Consider the following 18,235-nt stretch of genomic DNA (forward strand, 5'->3'; position numbering starts at 1 on the left):
CCACGGCATCGGAGGCCCAGAGATGACCGCATTCGACCAGACAATCGACACGGCCGCCCTGAAGGAGGATCGCCGCGCGCGCCTCTTCACCCGGATCAGCGCGCTCGACGGCTGGTTCAAGCTTCTGGGCCTCGCCTGGATGACGCCGATCCTGCGCGCTCTCTCCGGCGACAACCCGAGGGCGCAGGGGCGCGAGATCTTCCGCCTCCTCGGCGTGCCGCTTCTGGCGATCGGGGCGTTCCTCCTGCTCTGGGGCGTCCTCGCGCCCCAGGTGAAGACCTCGCTCGGCACCATCCCGGGGCCGGTCGCGGTTTGGGAGCAGGCGGTACAACTCAACGCCGAGGCCAATGCAGAGCACCTGAAGGCCAAGGCCTTCTACGCCCGCGAGGCGAAGCGCAACGCCCTGCTTGTTGCCGAAGGCAAGGCCGATCGGGTGCGCCACCACGTCTATGTCGGCACGCCCACCTATTATGACCAGATCTTCACCTCGATCCGCACTGTCTTCTTCGGTTTCCTGCTGGCGACGCTGGTGGCGGTGCCGCTCGGCATCCTCTGTGGGCTGTCGGCCACGGCGAATGCCGCCTTCAATCCCCTGGTTCAGCTCTTCAAGCCGGTTTCACCGCTCGCGTGGCTGCCGATAGTGACCATGGTCGTCTCGGCGCTCTACACGACGAACAACGGCTTTTTCCCCAAGTCTTTCCTGGTCTCGGCGATCACCGTCACGCTCTGCTCGCTCTGGCCGACACTGGTCAACACCGCGCTCGGCGTCGCCTCGATCGACCGTGACCTGGTGAACGTCGGCCGCGTCCTCAAGCTCTCCACCTGGCGGAGGATCACCAAGCTGGTGCTGCCCTCGGCGCTGCCCCTGATCTTCACGGGCATGCGCTTGTCGCTCGGGGTCGGCTGGATGGTCCTGATAGCGGCCGAGATGCTGGCGCAAAACCCCGGCCTGGGCAAATTCATCTGGGACGAGTTCCAGAACGGATCTTCGGACAGCCTTGCTCGGATCATGGTGGCGGTCCTGACCATCGGCCTGATCGGCTTCCTCCTCGACCGGCTGATGCTCGCGCTGCAATCGCTTTTCACCTTCTCCACACATCGGTGAGCGCCATGACTATCCTCGAATTCGACCATGTTTCCAAAGGCTTCGGCGAGGGGTCCGCTCGGCGCGAGGTGCTCCGCGACGTGAGCCTCCGGGTGGAGGAGGGGGAGTTCCTCGCCATCCTCGGCTTCTCCGGCACCGGAAAGACGACGCTGATCAACCTGCTGGCTGGCCTTGAGCGGCCGGATCGCGGCATGGTCCGCTTCCGCGGCGCCGAGGTTGACGGGCCGGGCCCCGAGCGCGGCCTCGTCTTCCAGTCCTATTCGCTGATGCCCTGGCTCACCGTCGCCGGCAACGTGGCGCTCGCCGTCGATGCCGTCCATCGCGGCAAATCGAAGGCAGAGCGCCAGGCGCTGGTCGCGAAGTACATCGCAATGGTCGGCCTCTCCCATGCCGCCGAGCGCCGCCCCGCGGAGCTGTCCGGCGGCATGCGCCAGCGCGTCTCCGTCGCTCGTGCCCTGGCGATCACGCCAGAGGTGCTGTTGCTTGATGAGCCGCTCTCCGCCCTCGACGCGCTGACCCGCGCCAACCTGCAAGACGAAATCGAGTCGATCTGGGAGGCGGACCGCCGCACTGTCGTCCTGATCACCAACGATGTGGACGAGGCGATCCTGCTGGCCGACCGGATCCTGCCCTTGAACCCAGACGGGACACTCGGCCAGGCCTTCCCCGTCGCTCTGCCGCGCCCGCGGGACCGGGCCGGCGTGAATACCGACCCCGCTTTCAAGCGCCTGCGCGCCGAGGTCGCACAATACCTGATGGAAGTGGGCATCGCCGCCAAGGTGGAGGAGACCCGGAAGCTACCGGACGTCACCCCCCTCCACGCCATGCCGCGCGCCTATGCCACGGCCGCCACAAGTCCGCTTGATGACCGCTACCTGCAATACTCCCAACTCCACAAGATCTACCCCACTCCGAAGGGTCCGCTGACCGTGGTGGAGAATTTCGATCTTTCGCTGAAGAAAGGTGAGTTCGTCAGCCTGATCGGCCATTCCGGCTGCGGCAAGTCGACTGTGTTGACCATGACCGCCGGTCTGAACCCGATCTCCAAAGGCGCGATCAAGCTCGACGGGGTTCATGTCGAGGGCGCCGACCCGGAGCGCGCCGTGGTCTTCCAGTCGCCCTCGCTCTTCCCCTGGCTGACCGCGAAGGAAAACGTGGCGATCGGCGTCGACCGCGTCTACCCGGCGGCGAGCCGGGCCGAGCGGCAGGATGTGGTGGAATATTACCTCGAGCGGGTCGGTCTCGGCGATGCTATGGACCGCCCCGCCTCCACGCTCTCCAACGGCATGCGTCAGCGCGTCGGCATCGCCCGCGCGTTCGCGCTGTCGCCGAAGCTCCTCCTGCTCGACGAGCCCTTCGGCATGCTCGACAGCCTTACCCGCTGGGAGCTGCAGGAGGTGCTGATGGAGGTTTGGTCCCGCACCAAGGTCACCGCCGTCTGCGTCACCCATGACGTGGATGAGGCGATCCTTCTGGCCGACCGCGTGGTGATGATGACGAATGGCCCCCGCGCCCGCATCGGAAAGGTCCTCGACATCGACCTGCCGCGCCCGCGGACCCGCAAGGCGCTGCTCTCGCACCCCTCCTATTACGGCTACCGCGCCGAGGTGCTCGGCTTTCTCGCCGAGTACGAGCACGGCGCCCATCCGAACCGCAAAGAGGAGGCTGCATGATGGCCCTGAAACTCGTGGTGATCGGCGCCGGAATGGCCTCCGGCCGGATGCTGGAACATCTCTTCGAGGACACGCCCGGCGCCTATGACGTTACCCTCTTCGGCGCCGAGCCGCGTGGAAACTACAACCGCATCATGCTCTCCCCCGTCCTCTCCGGCGAGAAGACGTGGGAGGAGATCGTGACCCATGACGCGGACTGGTACGCCGCCCACGGTGTGGCCTGTCGCTTCGGCGAGACCGTCACCGCCATCGACCGCGCCCGCAAGGTTGTCGTCTCCAAGGGCCGCGAGACGCCCTATGACAAGCTCGTCATCGCCACCGGCTCGGCGCCCTTCATGATCCCCGTCGCGGGGCGGGAGCTTCCGGGCGTTCTCGCCTACCGCGACCTCGACGATACCAACGCAATGATCGCGGCCGCGGCGAAGCCCGGCGCGAAGGCGGTGGTTATCGGCGGCGGGCTTCTGGGGCTCGAGGCCGCCGCAGGCCTGCGGCTCCGCGGCATGGAGGTGACGGTTCTCCACCTCATGGGTCACCTGATGGAGCGTCAGCTGGACCCCGCTGCAGGCTACCTTCTGCAGAAGGATCTCGAGCGCCGCGGCATCAAGGTTCATTGCCGCGCCCAAACCAAGGCGATCCTCGGCCACGAGCGGGTGGAGGCGGTGCTGCTGGAAGACGGCACGGTCTACGGTGCCGATCTCGTCGTCATGGCCGTCGGTATCCGCCCTGAGACCCGCATCGCCACCGACGCGCATCTCGAGGTCGAGCGCGGCATCACGGTCTCCGACCAGATGGAGACATCGGACCCGGACATCCTGGCGCTGGGCGAATGCGTAGAGCATCAGGGCCAACTCTTCGGGCTCGTCGCCCCGCTCTACGACATGGCGAAGGTGGCAGCGAAGACGCTCGCCGCCGAGCCCGCCGCTTTCCGCCCACGCCAGACCTCGACCAAGCTGAAAGTCACCGGGGTGGACCTTTTCTCCGCCGGCGATTTCGCAGAGGGCGAGGGTCGGGAGGAGATCGTCTTCCGCGACCCAACCCGCGGCGTCTACAAGCGCCTCGTCCTGTGCGAGGACCGGATCATCGGCGCCGTCCTCTACGGCGAGACCACCGACGGCAACTGGTTCTTCGGCCTGATGCAGGAGGGCGCCGACATCTCCGCCATGCGCGAGACGCTGATCTTCGGCCCGGCCTACCAGGGAGGCGCGCCCGCGGACCCTATGGCGGCCGTTGCAGCATTGCCGCCTGAGGCGGAAATCTGCGGCTGCAACGGCATCTGCAAGGGCAAGATCACCGAGGCCATCGCCGGCGGCTGCACCACGCTCGAGGCAGTGCGGGCGAAGACCAAGGCCTCAAGCTCCTGCGGCACCTGCTCCGGGCTTGTCGAGCAGATCCTTGCCGTGACGCTCGGTGGGGATTACGCCGCCCCGACAGTGAAGCCGGTCTGTGCCTGCACGGATCTGACGCATGAGGACCTGCGCCGCCTGATCCGTGCCAAGGCGCTGAAGTCCATGCCCGCCGTGATGCAGGAGCTTGGCTGGAAAACTTCCTGCGGCTGCCATGTCTGCCGCCCCGCGCTGAACTACTACCTGCTCGCCGACTGGCCGCTGGAGTACCAAGACGACCGCCAGTCCCGCTTCGTGAACGAGCGCAACCACGCTAACATCCAGAAGGACGGCACGTATTCCGTTGTCCCCCGGATGTGGGGCGGGGTGACGACCCCGGCCGAGCTGCGCGCCATCGCCGATGCGGCGGAGAAATTCGCGGTGCCGATGGTAAAGGTGACCGGCGGCCAGCGGATTGACCTCCTCGGTGTCCGGAAGGAGGACCTGCCGGCAATCTGGGCCGATCTAAACCAGGCCGGCCTCGTCTCCGGCCACGCCTATTCCAAGGGCCTCCGTACCGTGAAGACCTGCGTCGGGACGGATTTCTGCCGCTTTGGCACCCAGGATTCGACGGGCCTCGGGATCCGTCTGGAAAAACTCCTCTGGGGTTCCTGGACGCCGCACAAGGTGAAGCTCGGGGTCTCCGGCTGCCCGCGGAACTGCGCCGAGGCGACCTGCAAGGACGTCGGCATCGTCTGCGTCGACAGCGGTTTCGAGATCGGCGTTGCCGGTGCGGCCGGGATGGAGGTGAAGGCGACCGAGCTTCTCGCCAAGGTCTCGACGGAGGACGAAGCGGTGGAAATCGTCACCGCCTTCATCCAGCTCTACCGCGAGAGCGCCCGCTACCTCGACCGGCCCTACAAATGGGTCGCGAAGGTCGGGCTCGACTGGGTCAAGGCGCAGGTCGTCGAGGATCCGCAGAGCAGAAGAGCGCTTCAGGAGCGGTTCGACATATCTCAAACGGTATACCGCAAGGACCCCTGGGCCGAGCATGCCCGGGCCGAGACCCGCGCCCGCTGGGCTCCGCTCGCCGACCTGACGCTGGAGGCCGCGGAATGACCGGTTGGATCGACATCGGCGCTCTCGACGACATTCCCCGCCGCGGCGCCCGGGTGGTGAAGGCCGCCCGCGGCTGCGTCGCCCTCTTCCGCACGCAGGACGACCGCGTCTTTGCCCTGGACGACCGCTGCCCGCACAAGGGCGGCCCGCTATCCGAGGGGATCGTCCATGGTGCCCGGGTGACCTGCCCGCTCCATAACCTTGTGCTCGATCTCGAGACCGGTCTCGCCGAGGGCTTGGACGAGGGCCGGGTCGCCACCCATCCGGCAAGGGTTGAAGGGGGGCGCATTCTTGTCGACGCTGGCCTCCTCGCGAAACGGCCGGCGGCATGAGCAAGGCCGTCAGCTTCCGCACCACTTGCCCCTATTGCGGGGTTGGCTGCGGCGTTCTGGCCCGGCCGGACGGGCGCGGCGGGCTCACGGTCGAGGGCGACCCGGAGCACCCCGCCAACCACGGGCGGCTCTGCTCAAAGGGCCTCGCGCTGGGCGAGACGATGGGGCTCGAGGGCCGGCTCCTCGCCCCCCGGATCGGCGGGCGGGAGGCTGGCTGGGAGGTGGCCCTCGATCTCGTGGCGCAGCGCTTCTCCGAGACGATAACGAAGCACGGGCCCGACAGCGTGGCCTTCTACGTCTCCGGCCAGATGCTGACGGAGGATTACTACGTCGCTAACAAGCTGATGAAGGGCTTCATCGGCTCGGCAAATATCGATACGAATTCAAGGCTTTGCATGGCCTCCTCCGTTGCTGGCCACCGCCGTGCCTTCGGCTCGGACACGGTGCCCGGGGTCTACGAGGATCTGGAGCTGGCCGATCTGGTTGTGCTGACCGGTTCCAACCTCGCTTGGTGCCACCCGGTCCTCTACCAGCGGCTGCAGGCGGCCAAGACGGCGCGGCCGGGAATGAAAGTCGTCGTAATCGACCCGCGCCGCACCGCAACTTGTGATATCGCCGACCTGCACCTCGCCCTCGCCCCCGGCGGGGACGTGGCGCTCTTCAACGGTCTTCTGGCGGAGATCGCGGCGCAGGGCGCGGTTGATGCCGCCTATGTTGCGACGCATGTCTCGGGCTTTCCAGCGGCACTCAAGGCCGCCCGCGCAAGCGACCCGCGTGCCGCCGGCCTGAGGGCGGACGACCGGCAAGCCTTCTACGACCTTTGGATCCGCTCGGAGCGGGTGGTGACGGTCTATTCGCAAGGTGTGAACCAGTCAGCCTCTGGAACCGACAAGGTGAACGCGATCCTGAACTGCCACCTTGCCACCGGGCGCATCGGCAGGCTCGGGATGGGGCCGTTCTCTGTCACTGGCCAGCCCAACGCGATGGGCGGGCGCGAGGTGGGGGGGATGGCAAACATGCTTGCCTGCCACCTCGACATTGAGGAGCCCGCGCATCGCGAAGCCGTGCGCAGCTTCTGGGCCGCCCCGAGAATGCCCGAGACGCCCGGCCTGAAGGCAGTGGAGATGTTCCACGCCGTGGCCGATGGGCGGATCAAGGCGCTCTGGATCATCGCGACCAATCCCGCAGCGACCCTGCCAGAGGCCGATGTTGTCCGGGCTGCCATCGCCGCCTGTCCCTTCACCGTGGTCAGCGATCTAACCGCCGAGACCGATACCGCCCGCCTCGCCGACGTGTTGCTGCCCGCAACCGGCTGGGGCGAGAAATCCGGCACGGTCACGAATTCCGAGCGCATGATCAGCCGCCAGCGCCCAGTCCTGCCGCCGCCGGGCGGGGCGCGTCACGACTGGGCAATCATTTGTGACCTGGCCTGTCGCATGGGCTGGGCGGAGGCCTTCGCCTACGCCGGCCCAGCCGATATCTTCCGCGAATACGCCGCACTCTCGGGCGTTGCGGCGCGCCTTGGGAGGGACTTCGACCTAACGGGGCTCGCGGATCTTTCGGACGAGGATTACGACAAGCTGGAGCCGGTGCGCTGGCCGGTGACGGCCACGAGAACCGGCGGGCGGTTCTTCGGCGCGGGCGGTTTCTTCACCGCCGACGGCCGCGCCCGAATGCTGCCGCTTCGAGCCCGCCCCCCGCGCGCGGCGCTGACGGCGGAGCATCCGCTTCGCCTCAACACGGGCCGGGTACGCGACCACTGGCACACCATGACCCGGACAGGCCGCGCGCCGCGGCTCTCCCAGCACATCGCTGAGCCTTATATGGAGATCCACCCTGAGGACGCATCCCGCCTCGGCATCGCGCCTGCCATGCTGGCGGAAGTGAGAAGCCCCTCCGGCCGCGCTGTCCTGCGCGCGCTTGTGACGGATCGGGTGCGGCCGGGTGAGCTTTTCGCGCCGATGCACTGGACCGGAGAGACGGCGCCGACCGGCCGCGTCGACGCCCTGATTGCGGCCGAGACCGATGCCGTCTCCGGCCAGCCCGAGAGCAAGGCCGCTGCGGTCCGCGTCGCGCCGTTCCGCGCTGCCTGGTACGGTTTCGCCGTCTCCCGCGCGCCGATCCGCCCCGATCTCGCCTACTGGGCCACCGCCCGCACCGCGAGCGGCTGGCGGGCCGAGCTGGCGGGGGAGGAAGTGCCCGAGGACTGGGAAGCCACCGCCCGCGCGCTCTTCGATCTGCCGGGGGCCGAGGTCGTGACGGTCACCGACCCCACCCGCGGCGTCGCGCGCGTCGCGCTGATGGAGGCGGGCCATCTCGCCGCCGCCCTCTTCGCCGGGCCGGAGCCGGTTGCACTGTCGCGGACCCACGCGGCGGGGCTCGTCTCGGGCCGGGCCGGGCCGGGCCTTCTCGCCGGGCGGCCGGCGGCCGACATGCCGGACCCGGGCGCAATCCTCTGCGCCTGTTTCGAGGTGGGCGTGAACACCATCCTCGCCGCCATCGCCGAAGAGGGCCTCGCCAGCGTCGAGGAGATCGGCCGCACGCTCCGCGCCGGAACCAATTGCGGCTCCTGCCGGCCGGAGCTCCGCCGGCTGATCGGCGCCTCGGCCCTGCGGGAGGCGGCAGAATGAGCACCCAGAACGGAGGTTCGCGATGATGACCTTTCCGATGTTCCTGACCCTCTCGGGCCGCCGCGTCGTCATCGCCGGCGGCGGCAAGGGCGCGGCGCAGAAGGCCCGCCTGATGGCGCGAACCGAGGCGCGGCTGGTGATCCTCGCCCCGCGGCTGGAGGATGAGCTCGCCGGCCTCGTCGCCTGCGGCCGGGCCGAGCACGACGCGTGCCCGGCCTCGACCGAGAGCTTCCGCGATGCGGCGCTGGTCTTCATCGTGACAGGGGACGCGGCCGAGGACCTCCGCCTCCACGCCCTCGCCAAGGCAGCCGGGACGCTTGTCAACGTGGTCGACCGGCCCGAGCTTTGCGACGCCTTCACCCCCTCGATCGTCGACCGTGACCCGGTGGTGATCGCCATCGGGACCGAGGGCACCGCGCCGGTCCTGGCCCGCCAGATCCGCACCGCGCTCGAGACCATGTTGGAGCCGCGGCTTGGGGCCTTCGCGGCGCTGGCCGGGCGACTCCGGGGGGTCGTTTCGCGCCAGGTCCCGGCGGCGGAGCGGCGGGCGTTCTGGGCCTGGGCCTTCTCCGACACGCCCCGCCGCCTCCATGCGGCGGGGCGGGAGCGGGAGGCGGCGCAGCTGCTCAAACGCGCGATCTCGGAGGGCGGGCGCGGGGCGGCGGAAGGGCTGATCAGCCTCGTTGGTGCAGGCCCTGGTGCAAGGGATCTCCTGACCCTGCGCGCAGTGCAGCGGCTACAGGAGGCCGACGTCATCTTTTATGACCGGCTTGTCGAGCCGGAAGTGCTCGACCTCGCGCGGCGAGATGCCGAACGGATCTATGTCGGGAAGGAGGTTGGTCTACACTCTTGGCCCCAAAATAGGATCAACGGCGTCGTGTTGGCCGCTGCTCGGCAGGGCCGCCGTGTCGTGCGGCTGAAGAGTGGCGATCCAGGAATCTTCGGGCGTGCCGCAGAGGAGATCGCGGCGGCGAAGGCAGCCGGTGTCGCCGTCGAGATTATTCCGGGCATCACGGCGGCCGCGGCCGCGGCTGCGAGCGTTGGGCGTCCGCTTACCGAACGTGGGCGCACGGACCGATTGGTGCTGGCAACCGGCACGCTTGAGGCGAAGGGAGTGGTGCCAGAGTTCGCTGAGGTGTTGACGCCAGGCACGACGCTCGCCCTCTACATGTCGATGCATCGCATTGCAGAGCTTGGAAACAGGCTACTCGCCGCAGGTCAGCCGTCGGAGCTTGAGGTCGAGATAGTAAGTCGGGCCACATGCGTAGATGAGTGCCGAAAGTTAACGACTCTCGCAGATATTGCTTCTTCTGAGCCCGACGAAAGTCTTCGAAGTCCTGCCATCGTATTCATTCGTAGGCCGAAGTTGTCTTTGGCTGACGGGATCGAAACAGGTCACAGCGAGAAATTAGTCGCGATATCTTAAGAGGTGAGTCTTTGGTGTTTCATTTGACCCGCAAGTACCCATGTTTGGAATGAAAGGATAAATGTCCTTCGGGCAGATCAGGCCAAGAAATGTCCCGGCAATTTGGCCCGGAACGTTCCTTCTCTTTGCCTCTGGTCAAGGTCTGCATTGGGCGGGCCTCGGGTGCGGTCAGGCTCAATGCTCGGCCAGAGGATGACGTGGTGAGCCACCGGAAGTAGAGTGACTGGATGGGCAACTCATTTGCCTTTTCAGTTGCCAATGGAGGCGCCGCAGATGGCCGCAATGTCGAACGAGGCCGAGGCCGCTGCTTGGAATGGTCCCCGCGGTGAGCATTGGGTGAGCATCCAGGGCACCCTTGACGCCATGATGGCCGAGGTGCTGGACCTCGTCCTTTCGGGCGCTGATCTCCAGCCAAGCGAGGCTGTCCTTGATATCGGATGCGGTGCAGGAGCCACCACAATCGCCGCCGCTCGCCGCATTGGCGCAGAAGGCTCGGTCCTCGGCTTGGACATATCAGAGCCGCTCCTGCGCCATGCCAAGCTGCGGGCTCAGGCCGAGGGCTTGAGCAACGTCACATTTCAATTGGATGATGCTCAAACCTACCCGCTCAAGTCCGGCAACTTCAATGTTCTCATTTCGCGGTTCGGGTGATGTTCTTCGACGACCCTACGGCCGCCTTCCGCAATATGGGGACCGCGTTGCGTCCAGGAGGTCGCGTGTTTTTCGCCGCCTGGGCCGCGCCGGAGCAAAACCCCTGGTTCACTATCCCCGCCAAGGCCGCCATGGCGCGCCTCGGTAAGGTCGAAGCAGGTGACCCAACAGCACCTGGCCCCATGGCCTTTCGAGACATCAACCGCGTGGTCAAGATATTGCAGTCAGCGGGAATGGAGGATTGTTCCGGGGTCGAAACCAAGCTCTTCCTGCATCCACCGGGCACGCTTGAAGAGGTTGTTGACCTCGCGGTCTCGAACGGACCGGCTACCCGCATCATGACCGCGCTGGGTGGAACCGAGCTCGACCGGGCTGCCATTGAGGAGACTTGCCGAGCTGAGCTGGCGCCCTTCGATGTTGAAGGCCAGGTTCGCGTTCCTGCGAGTGTCAACCTATTCCGGGCGCGAATACCGAGCTAAGGTTGGGCCGTTAGACCGGAGGCACGGTGCCGCCGAGGCCTACGATGACAAACTTCGCGATGACCGTCCCCGACGCATCTTGCGTGCCCCGGATAGATACGGCGACCCCGGGTTTTAGGTCCGCCGTCGTTGCCGGAGAAATGGCGACGATCGGGGTTCTTGGCAACACGTCGATTGTCCGCTGACCGCCCTTGTAAACGAGCGTCAGATGGTCGGCCGAGACCGTCTTTACTGTGCTTCTTACCGTGGCGTTCGTCATGGTACCCTGCGGAGCCATGGCCCAAGGATAACTGCCCTCGCCGGTGCCCGCCATCGCAGGCGGAAAGATCGTCACTTCGACCGCATTTTGGCCGCCGGAGCTGTTCGGCACTGAGCCTACGCCGACGAAGCCGCCGATCTTTACATCCGAGAGCTTCGCCGCCTTAACGCCGATGAGCCTATACCCCGGCGGCAGCGCTATTGTTCCTTCGGTGCCACCATCGGTCCTAAGGGTGAGGCTGGTGGAGGTGGCGGCAACGACATTGCCGCGCAGGTGAATGGGCGCCCCGGTCTGGGCAACTGCGACGGCCGGAAGGATCAGAGCAGCGACGGCGAGGCTGAGTCGGGCGTTCATTGCTTCCTCCTGACGTTCAGACTGCAGGTGAATTAGCGCGGCGTCAGCTGCAGGCCAGTGCCATCGCCTGTCGGATTGCCGTCAGCAGGATGCAAGGCCCCCATGTCCCGGACGGCAATCAGCGGCCGAGACTGGACGGTCTGACCTGACTGGTCCGGTCTGATTGTTAGTGAGTATGACCTGCGCAATTGCTGCGCTTGGAAACGAATGGCAGATGTGGAGATGCCGCGTTGTGGCGGGCTCGACTATGGCAAATGTCCGAAGTAGGCCGATCTTGCATCGAGCTGCGTCCAGCAACGAAATCACCGGGATGGGGAGTGGGTTGACTGACCAATCCACCTGCGCGCCCCATGCTGCGAGGGCACACAGTGCGATCGATGATGGCAGATGAGCTACGGAGTCACCGGCCCGGATTGATTTCTGGCGTGAGACATAGAACTGGAACGACTGAGGCTGCGAGAGGACGAAATCCCCATTGAGGGATGAATGGTCATTGGCTCTCCGAATGGGATCGTGGCGATTGATGGCTCTATTTCGGAGGGTGCTGCCGCTCAAGGGCGGCACCGCCAACAATCCCGCAATTCTTTTTGCGCTGGACGAAAGGTGCAGCATCATGTGACGAGCGCCAGCTTTCGCCCGCTGTCGTGGCCGCAAGAGACTGAAGTTGCACAAGAAACCCTCTGAATTCGCTAGCGCGAACCATGTTCTCGATCTTCGGGTGGCCCAGCAGAACCTGCACTGCGCGCAGGTTTCTCGTGGCGTTGTAGTTGATGGAGGCTTTGGTCCTTCGCCGCGAATGCGTGCCATAATCTTCCTTGCGCAGGCCGGTCCCGGTGACCCATTCATCCACCGAATGCTTGTTTTCCGACTTCGACATGGAACTCGACAGACTGGTCGCGGTCTTCTGAGCCGCGCCACGCTTACACTGGTGATAAGCTCACTGAAATCCGGAGCCGAAGGCGGGAGCGTGCCGGCGGGCTGTACGGGAAAGTTGCCCGGTGTTGCTTGCTACAGCTCAGGCTGGCAGCGGCAGCACGGCCTTCAACGGCTGCATTTCTGCAACCAGAGCGTCGCGCAGGATCTGCGGGTCAGGAAGTTCGACCCAATAATTGCCCCGCTTGCACCGCGACAGCAACGTGTCCCTGAACATCAAGTAGGGCTGCAGAAGGTCAGGATTACCGAAGAACGGATGCGAGAGCGCGAGCAGGGTCTCGTAGTTCGGCACGAGCCCCGGGCGGTAATCCTCGTCGCGAAGGTCGGCGATCACATCGAGCCGGACGTGGCGTTTGTCGCCTCGGACAAGTGGCCCCGCGACCATGAAATACCGGCCGAGGACATGCCGACGGAGCGTGGTCAGGATGGCGTTGAGTCGATCGTTGACCGACGGCTCGTCACCGACGGTCGCAACACTGCTATGGAGCATCGGATAGTCTTTCCTGGACTGAAGGTCGACGGCTAGGACTTTTGCAGATCATCGAACTCGGAAAGTCTGACCACTTGATAACGGACCGGTAACGATCCGGACAACGAAAAATCACTATGATGAATGTGCCGGTTCTGCTTTCGGCAGTGATTGGCCAACCACCACCTATAGGGCTCGGCAACAATGCGCCCACGAGGCTTGGCGGCGAAGGCACATTCGGGCCGCCGAACTTGGCCGCATCTCGACACCCGGCCATGGGCCAGGGGCGCAGCCGTTCCTGGCGGAGGTTCGGGACGCCCCGATAAGCAGGAGACCGCAATCAGGAGCCGCGGCTTCTCCTCCACTCAGCTATTTCCCGGCACCCAAGTTCGTTGCAGCCGAGCCACTCTGCTCGGCATCCGGCGGTATCAGTTTGGCGACGATCACCCATCAGAGCGGCTCATTCGCCGTGCAACCCAGTTCCGTCGTGGCGCCCGCGCCCGTTCGCGAGTGCCGGCGGCAGCCGCGAAAGCGCCCGGTGCAGCGGTTAAGCGGACACCAACAACCGCATCGCGGGGCCGGTCGGACGAAGATCCTATGCGGCGAACTCTGAACGCGCTGCGAAGAATGCCGCGTGCAACTCCTGCATTTCCGGCCCGGGCAGCACCAGCCCGATGCTGGTCAAGCGTCCAAAGATGGCACTCAGCTGAGCATACTCCAGGGTCTCGGCGGTTTCCGTGCTCGCAAGCCGCCCGAGTTCTTCGGCCAACTTCAAGGCGGCGGCCTGACGGGTATCCTTCTGCAATCTCGTAAGTGGTGCTGAACCTCCGCTTACGAACAACCGGAGTTCAGCGTTGCGGACGATGCGTGCCCGCGCACTCTGCACGGCGCCACACAGGCGTCCGATCCCGACAGGGTTCGTTTCCATGGCTGCTTTCCTCCCTGCTGCATGATGCGCTCGCCCAGGACGTGTGTCCAACTCTGAGATCGAACTGTGTCTGGCGCATGTCGACTGACGGCGGCCCATCGCCGAGGCTACCCGTCAGGTTGGGCACCGCTTGGCCGAGGCGGGCGGCGCGCTGACTTCCGTGTCGCCGATCCCCTCGGGGCGCTCAACGCCCTTCAGCAGTTCATCCCGAAGTTCCTTGGAGATCGTCATGCATGCTTCCTTTCGATGAAGCATTGACCGGATCACTCATACACAGGGCACAGAATCCGGCCGCAAGCTTCGCCTTGCGTTCGGCGAGGTTGGGCATGTTCGGCGGTGATAAGAACCAGAGCGCGACCGCCTTGCCTGAACATCAGTTATTCCGCCGTCCGCATCCCCAGCCGCCGCAAGACCCTGCGCTCTGCCAGCACGACGATCTGATAGCAAGCCGCAGACACCAGCACCGCGACGGCGGCCACAGTCCAGATCATCCCGTAGTCAAGATAACCCCGCGACTGGTTCAGAAGGTTGCCGAGCCCGGTGCCGGTCGCGAGCCACTCTGCGATCATCACCCCGAGGAGCGCGCGTGGCACCGTGAGGCGGGTCGCGGCGAAGAGATAGGGAAGCGAGGCCGGGATTGTCACCATCCGCATCTCGCGCCAGACGCCCGCCCCGTAGGCCCGCGGAAGTTCCACGGCCGAGCGGGGAACGAGTGCAAGGCCCTGTGCCAGCGTCACGAAGGCCGGGAAGAAGGTGACAGAGATCGTGACCCACAGTGTAAGCGAGGTGCCCCGGCCCAGGATCAGGACGAGAAGAGGCGTCAACGCGACGAGCGGCATCGTCTGAGTGACAAGTGCCACCGGCATGAAGGCCCGCACCGCCTCCGGGAAAAGGCGGGAGGAGATGGCAAGCAGGAAGGCAAAGGCCAGGCCGACAAGCATGCCGATCCCGGTCACCGGCAGCGTCTGGCCAAGTGCATGCAGAAGTCGCGCTTGGGCGCTCGCTGAGGCTGGGGAGAAGAACAGGTAGTCAGCCACCCCGAGCGGCGTCTTGGCAATCAGCCAGGGTGCTCCTGTCCCCCAGATGAAGAGCCACCAGAAGCAGAATGGTAGCGCCAGCGACCCTGCCGCGAACAAGAGCCGCGACGCGAGCGGCTCATCCGTCGCGTCTCCGCCCGGCACGGCGGCATTCAGCGTCACTGCACGTGTCGCGCCGACGAAGCGGCGGGCGATCAAAGCGAAGGCAAGATAGCTCAGCCCGGCGATCGCTGTGGCGACGAGGCCGATGCCCCAGAGCCGCGTTGGCATCCCCTGACCTAGCGAGCCCAGAAGGTAGACCCCGAGCCCCCAGCGGTCTCCCCCGCCGCCGAATTCGGCAAGGATCGCTCCCAGAACGGCGTTTGGCGCTGCGATCCGGAACCCCGAGAGGATAGAGGGGAGCGCACCGCGAAGCTGCACCATGGTCAGAACTTTGACCCGCCCACCGCCATAGGCGCGCACCATGTCTGTCGCCCGGCTGTCGGCCTGGCTTATGCCGACGACCGTTGCCGTCATCGTGACGAAATAGACCCCGAGCGTGGCCAGGACCACCCGCGGTTCCATGCCGGTAAGCGTCAGCGTCAGTATCGGCGCTATGGCGATCGCCGGCAGCGAGAAGATGGCGACATTCACGCCCCGGAACAGCCGCAGCATCCGCGGTGACAGCGCGAAGACGATCCCCGCGCCAACGCCGATGAGATTGCCGAACAGGAAGCCCAGGCTGGAGCCGATCAGCGTCGCCTCGATATGCCTGGGATAGTCCGCCCGATCGATCCAGAGCCGCTCGAGGATCGCTGTCGGCGAGGGCAACGCACCCTGAGCGACGAGGCCGAAGTGGCCCACGACCTCCCACAGCAGGAGGAGGATGACCAAATTGCGGAGCCCCGGCGGGATCCGCCCCGCGCTCGCCCGTTCTCCTGGCAGCGCCGCCATGACCCCCTCAGGCATCGACTGCCCCGCCCGTCAGAGCCTCGGCGATCCGGTCACAAAGGGCATGGAACGCCGGATCGGACCATAGGCTGGGTGCGCGGGGGCGCGCGAAAGGCACCTCGATCGCCTCGACGATACGGCCCGGGTTCGCCTGCATGACCAGCACCCGGTCGGCGAGAAACACCGCTTCATCGATCCCGTGAGTGACGAGGAGGGCGGTCGAGCCCGTCTCGGCCCAGACTCGCTGCAACTCGACGTTCATCTGCCGGCGCAAGATCTGATCGAGCGCCCCGAAGGGCTCATCCATGAACAGGACCTGCGGCTCTGTCACCAGCGCGCGCGCAATGGCGACGCGCTGGCGCATGCCGCCTGAGAGTTCTCCCGGCAGCGAGTTCTCGTAGCCGGTGAGCCCGACTAGATCGATCAGCGCACGCACCCGTGCGGTGTGGGCGTCGCGCTTGCGCCCAAGCACTTCGAGCGGCGCCTCTACGTTTCGCATCACGCTCCGCCAGGGAAGGAGAGCAGCGTCCTGGAAGGCGACGCCGGTCAGCCCTGACCGGGCCGCCTCCGCTGGCGCCATGCCAGCGATGCGGGCTGTTCCCGTGTCCGGAGCCTCAAGCCCAAGCGCGATCCTCATCACGGTGGACTTGCCGCACCCGGACGGCCCGATCAGTGCCGTGAAGGAGCCGGCCGGGCAGGTGAGCGAAACCTCTCTCAGAGCCTCGACCGTCCGGCCGCGGCCGCGGAAGGTCTTTCCTATCCCCGCCAGCGACAGGCCCTCTGCCGCCATCAGATTTCCTCGAGGAGCGTGGTATCGAACATCTTCCGGGTTCCCTTGATCCCCACGTCGGCAAGTGCCTTGAGGTTCGCATCGATCCCTTCTTCCGTCATCGAGAAGATGCCCTTCGGCGTCTCGATCAGGGGCTTCTGCGCCTCGTTCAGGAAGACCTCGTTGCCGACGGTGCGGCCAGAGCCCTTGAACCAGGTATCCTTGAACTTCGGCGGCCATGCCTTCGGATCGGCGAAATTGTCGTTCCAGCCCTTCCGGCTGGCCCTGAGCCAGGCCACCAGTTCCTTGCGCTTCGACTTCAGCACATCCTCGGTCACCACGACAGTATCGTTGTAGATGGTAAAGCCATAATCATAGAGCAGGAAGGAGACCACTTTCACGCCCTGCTGCTCGATCGTGTAGGGCACATCCGTGACGAAATCGAGCGTCGCGTCGACCTCGCCCTTGATCAGAGGCGTCGGGTCGTAGGCGTAGGGAACGATCTTCACCTTTGACGGATCGACGTGGTTGAGCTTCAACATCGCGTCGACTGAGATCACATTGACCGGCGGCACCGCCAGCGTCTTGCCCACAAGATCGGCCGGCGTTCTGATCGGCTTCGACGCCAGAGAGATCACGCCCAGCGGGTTCTTCTGATATTCTGTGCCAATGATCTTGAACGGCGCGCCCTGTTCGGCAATCGCCTTGATCGTCGTATCCGGCGTCGTAAGCGTCAGGTCGGCATGACCGGCGATAATCGTTGATTCCGGGATCACGTCCGGCCCGCCGGGCAGATAGGTGAGGTCCAGACCCTCGGCCTTGTAGTAGCCCTTATCGATGGCGACGAAATAGCCCATGAATTCGCCATCGTTGATCCAGGAAGCCTGCATCCTGAGAGGCGAGCTGCCAGCGGCGAAGCTGCGCATCGGCAGGGCGGAGGCAACGAGACCGGCGGCGGAACTGCCCAGGAAGCGGCGGCGGTTTAGTCGAAGCATGTCTTCTCTCCTGTTGTTTGTGGTTCAGGCGAGTCCCTGAATTCTCTGAAGTTCTTGAAGGGGCGGAGTGTCTGCGATCTGGCGCGGCTCCAGCAGCGGCCATTTCACCCCGCGCGGCCGCTTGGCCCGCCGCGAGATGCGGTGCATCTCTCCGGGCGTCGCGATCATGTCGACGAGGATGTCCGTTTCCGAGGGCTGCAGGTTCTCCTGCACGACCTGGCAATCATGGGTCACGGCAATCACGGGCGTCGTTTCGTCCACGAGCCCGAGATCGGTGAACATTCCCCATTCAAGGTCGAAGAACCCGTGGCCCTTGCCGAAGCGCACCCCGTTCAGGGACACCGCCGAGGCGCCGGTGACAAGTAGGTCGAACCTTCCACGCTCGGCGATCTCGGTCAGCGTGATCGGGCGGCCGAAATGCTCCATGCCGTCAAGCCAGGCGGCGTAGAGCTCAGCGCCCTCCGGCACCATGCCGGGTTCCATCAGCAGGAAGCCGCGGTAAATGCCATAGGTGGACATCACGAAGGGCTTCTTCTCGGCAATCAGCCGGCGGCGGAGATCGACCAGGCAGTTGTCCGGTGTGATGAAGGCGAAGCGCGTGTCGCGGTAGGCCGGCTCGGCCACGACCCGCTCGGTCGCAAGCTCGGAGCCTTGGAAATCCGGGATCACTTCGGCGAAATTGGTGTGAAAGCGCGTATCGGGTCTGGCCACGTCCTTCAGCTTCGCCCAGATTTTCTCGCGCATCACTCTTGAGGTTGACATGGTTCCATCCCGGCCGTTTCTTTGTTTCATAACGATGAAACATGAGTTTCATAGGTCAAGCG

General features: G+C 65.4%; 16 protein-coding genes. 8 read left to right on the forward strand and 8 right to left on the reverse strand.

The annotated features are described in order from the left end of the window. Window positions 1-22 precede the first annotated feature (22 nt). The 8 genes from EIP85_RS17585 to EIP85_RS17620 all read left to right on the forward strand — a co-directional run bounded on the left by EIP85_RS17585 (window position 23) and on the right by EIP85_RS17620 (window position 10,737). On the forward strand, window positions 23-1,105 hold the full coding sequence (locus tag EIP85_RS17585; RefSeq protein WP_127903522.1) for an ABC transporter permease: 1,083 nt from the start codon (window positions 23-25) through the stop codon (window positions 1,103-1,105). Between the two features lie 5 nt (window positions 1,106-1,110). After that, window positions 1,111-2,778 carry an ABC transporter ATP-binding protein gene (locus tag EIP85_RS17590; protein WP_127903523.1) on the forward strand — a complete coding sequence of 556 codons (1,668 nt, stop codon included), beginning with the start codon at window positions 1,111-1,113 and terminating at the stop codon, window positions 2,776-2,778. Continuing rightward, entirely contained in the window at window positions 2,778-5,219 is a 2,442-nt protein-coding gene (gene nirB, locus EIP85_RS17595) for a nitrite reductase large subunit NirB (protein ID WP_127903524.1), read from the forward strand. The genes EIP85_RS17590 and nirB overlap by 1 nt, the downstream gene beginning before the upstream one ends. Beyond that, window positions 5,216-5,551, forward strand: coding sequence for a nitrite reductase small subunit NirD (gene nirD, locus EIP85_RS17600; RefSeq protein WP_127903525.1), 336 nt, complete (start codon window positions 5,216-5,218; stop codon window positions 5,549-5,551). The genes nirB and nirD overlap by 4 nt, the downstream gene beginning before the upstream one ends. Continuing rightward, a complete protein-coding gene (locus EIP85_RS17605; RefSeq protein ID WP_127903526.1) occupies window positions 5,548-8,181 on the forward strand; it encodes a nitrate reductase in 2,634 nt (877 codons plus the stop codon). Before nirD ends, EIP85_RS17605 begins: the two co-directional genes overlap by 4 nt. 22 nt (window positions 8,182-8,203) lie before the next feature. Beyond that, entirely contained in the window at window positions 8,204-9,607 is a 1,404-nt protein-coding gene (gene cysG, locus EIP85_RS17610) for a siroheme synthase CysG (RefSeq protein ID WP_127903527.1), read from the forward strand. Between the two features lie 273 nt (window positions 9,608-9,880). Next, window positions 9,881-10,258, forward strand: a complete 378-nt coding sequence (locus EIP85_RS17615; protein ID WP_164871780.1) for a methyltransferase domain-containing protein — start codon at window positions 9,881-9,883, stop codon at window positions 10,256-10,258. Continuing rightward, window positions 10,258-10,737: a class I SAM-dependent methyltransferase gene (locus tag EIP85_RS17620; RefSeq protein WP_127903529.1), complete on the forward strand. Its 480-nt coding sequence runs from the start codon at window positions 10,258-10,260 to the stop codon at window positions 10,735-10,737. Before EIP85_RS17615 ends, EIP85_RS17620 begins: the two co-directional genes overlap by 1 nt. Window positions 10,738-10,747: 10 nt before the next feature. Here the strand turns inward: EIP85_RS17620 and EIP85_RS17625 are convergent, their stop codons facing one another. The 8 genes from EIP85_RS17625 to EIP85_RS17660 form a co-directional block, all read right to left on the reverse strand. Further along, complete coding sequence (locus tag EIP85_RS17625; RefSeq protein WP_127903530.1) at window positions 10,748-11,350, reverse strand: hypothetical protein; 603 nt, start codon at window positions 11,348-11,350, stop codon at window positions 10,748-10,750. 529 nt (window positions 11,351-11,879) lie between these two features. Beyond that, window positions 11,880-12,227 (reverse strand): site-specific integrase, encoded by a 348-nt coding sequence (locus EIP85_RS23065; RefSeq protein ID WP_206615571.1) that lies wholly within the window; start codon window positions 12,225-12,227, stop codon window positions 11,880-11,882. 138 nt (window positions 12,228-12,365) lie between these two features. After that, window positions 12,366-12,773, reverse strand: coding sequence for a hypothetical protein (locus EIP85_RS17635; protein ID WP_127903531.1), 408 nt, complete (start codon window positions 12,771-12,773; stop codon window positions 12,366-12,368). Between the two features lie 574 nt (window positions 12,774-13,347). Beyond that, the gene (locus EIP85_RS17640; RefSeq protein WP_127903532.1) at window positions 13,348-13,680 is read right to left on the reverse strand and encodes a hypothetical protein; all 333 of its coding nucleotides are present in this window, start codon (window positions 13,678-13,680) and stop codon (window positions 13,348-13,350) included. Window positions 13,681-14,057: 377 nt separating this feature from the next. Continuing rightward, on the reverse strand, window positions 14,058-15,665 hold the full coding sequence (locus EIP85_RS17645) for an ABC transporter permease (RefSeq protein ID WP_241560080.1): 1,608 nt from the start codon (window positions 15,663-15,665) through the stop codon (window positions 14,058-14,060). Further along, window positions 15,658-16,437 carry an ABC transporter ATP-binding protein gene (locus tag EIP85_RS17650; protein WP_127903533.1) on the reverse strand — a complete coding sequence of 260 codons (780 nt, stop codon included), beginning with the start codon at window positions 16,435-16,437 and terminating at the stop codon, window positions 15,658-15,660. The genes EIP85_RS17645 and EIP85_RS17650 overlap by 8 nt, the downstream gene beginning before the upstream one ends. Continuing rightward, a complete protein-coding gene (locus tag EIP85_RS17655; RefSeq protein WP_206615572.1) occupies window positions 16,437-17,411 on the reverse strand; it encodes an ABC transporter substrate-binding protein in 975 nt (324 codons plus the stop codon). The genes EIP85_RS17650 and EIP85_RS17655 overlap by 1 nt, the downstream gene beginning before the upstream one ends. Before the next feature lie 24 nt (window positions 17,412-17,435). Next, window positions 17,436-18,173, reverse strand: a complete 738-nt coding sequence (locus EIP85_RS17660; RefSeq protein WP_127903534.1) for a 5-formyltetrahydrofolate cyclo-ligase — start codon at window positions 18,171-18,173, stop codon at window positions 17,436-17,438. Window positions 18,174-18,235 lie beyond the last annotated feature (62 nt).

Source organism: Solirhodobacter olei (assembly GCF_004010155.1).
GTDB lineage: Bacteria > Pseudomonadota > Alphaproteobacteria > Rhodobacterales > Rhodobacteraceae > Solirhodobacter > Solirhodobacter olei.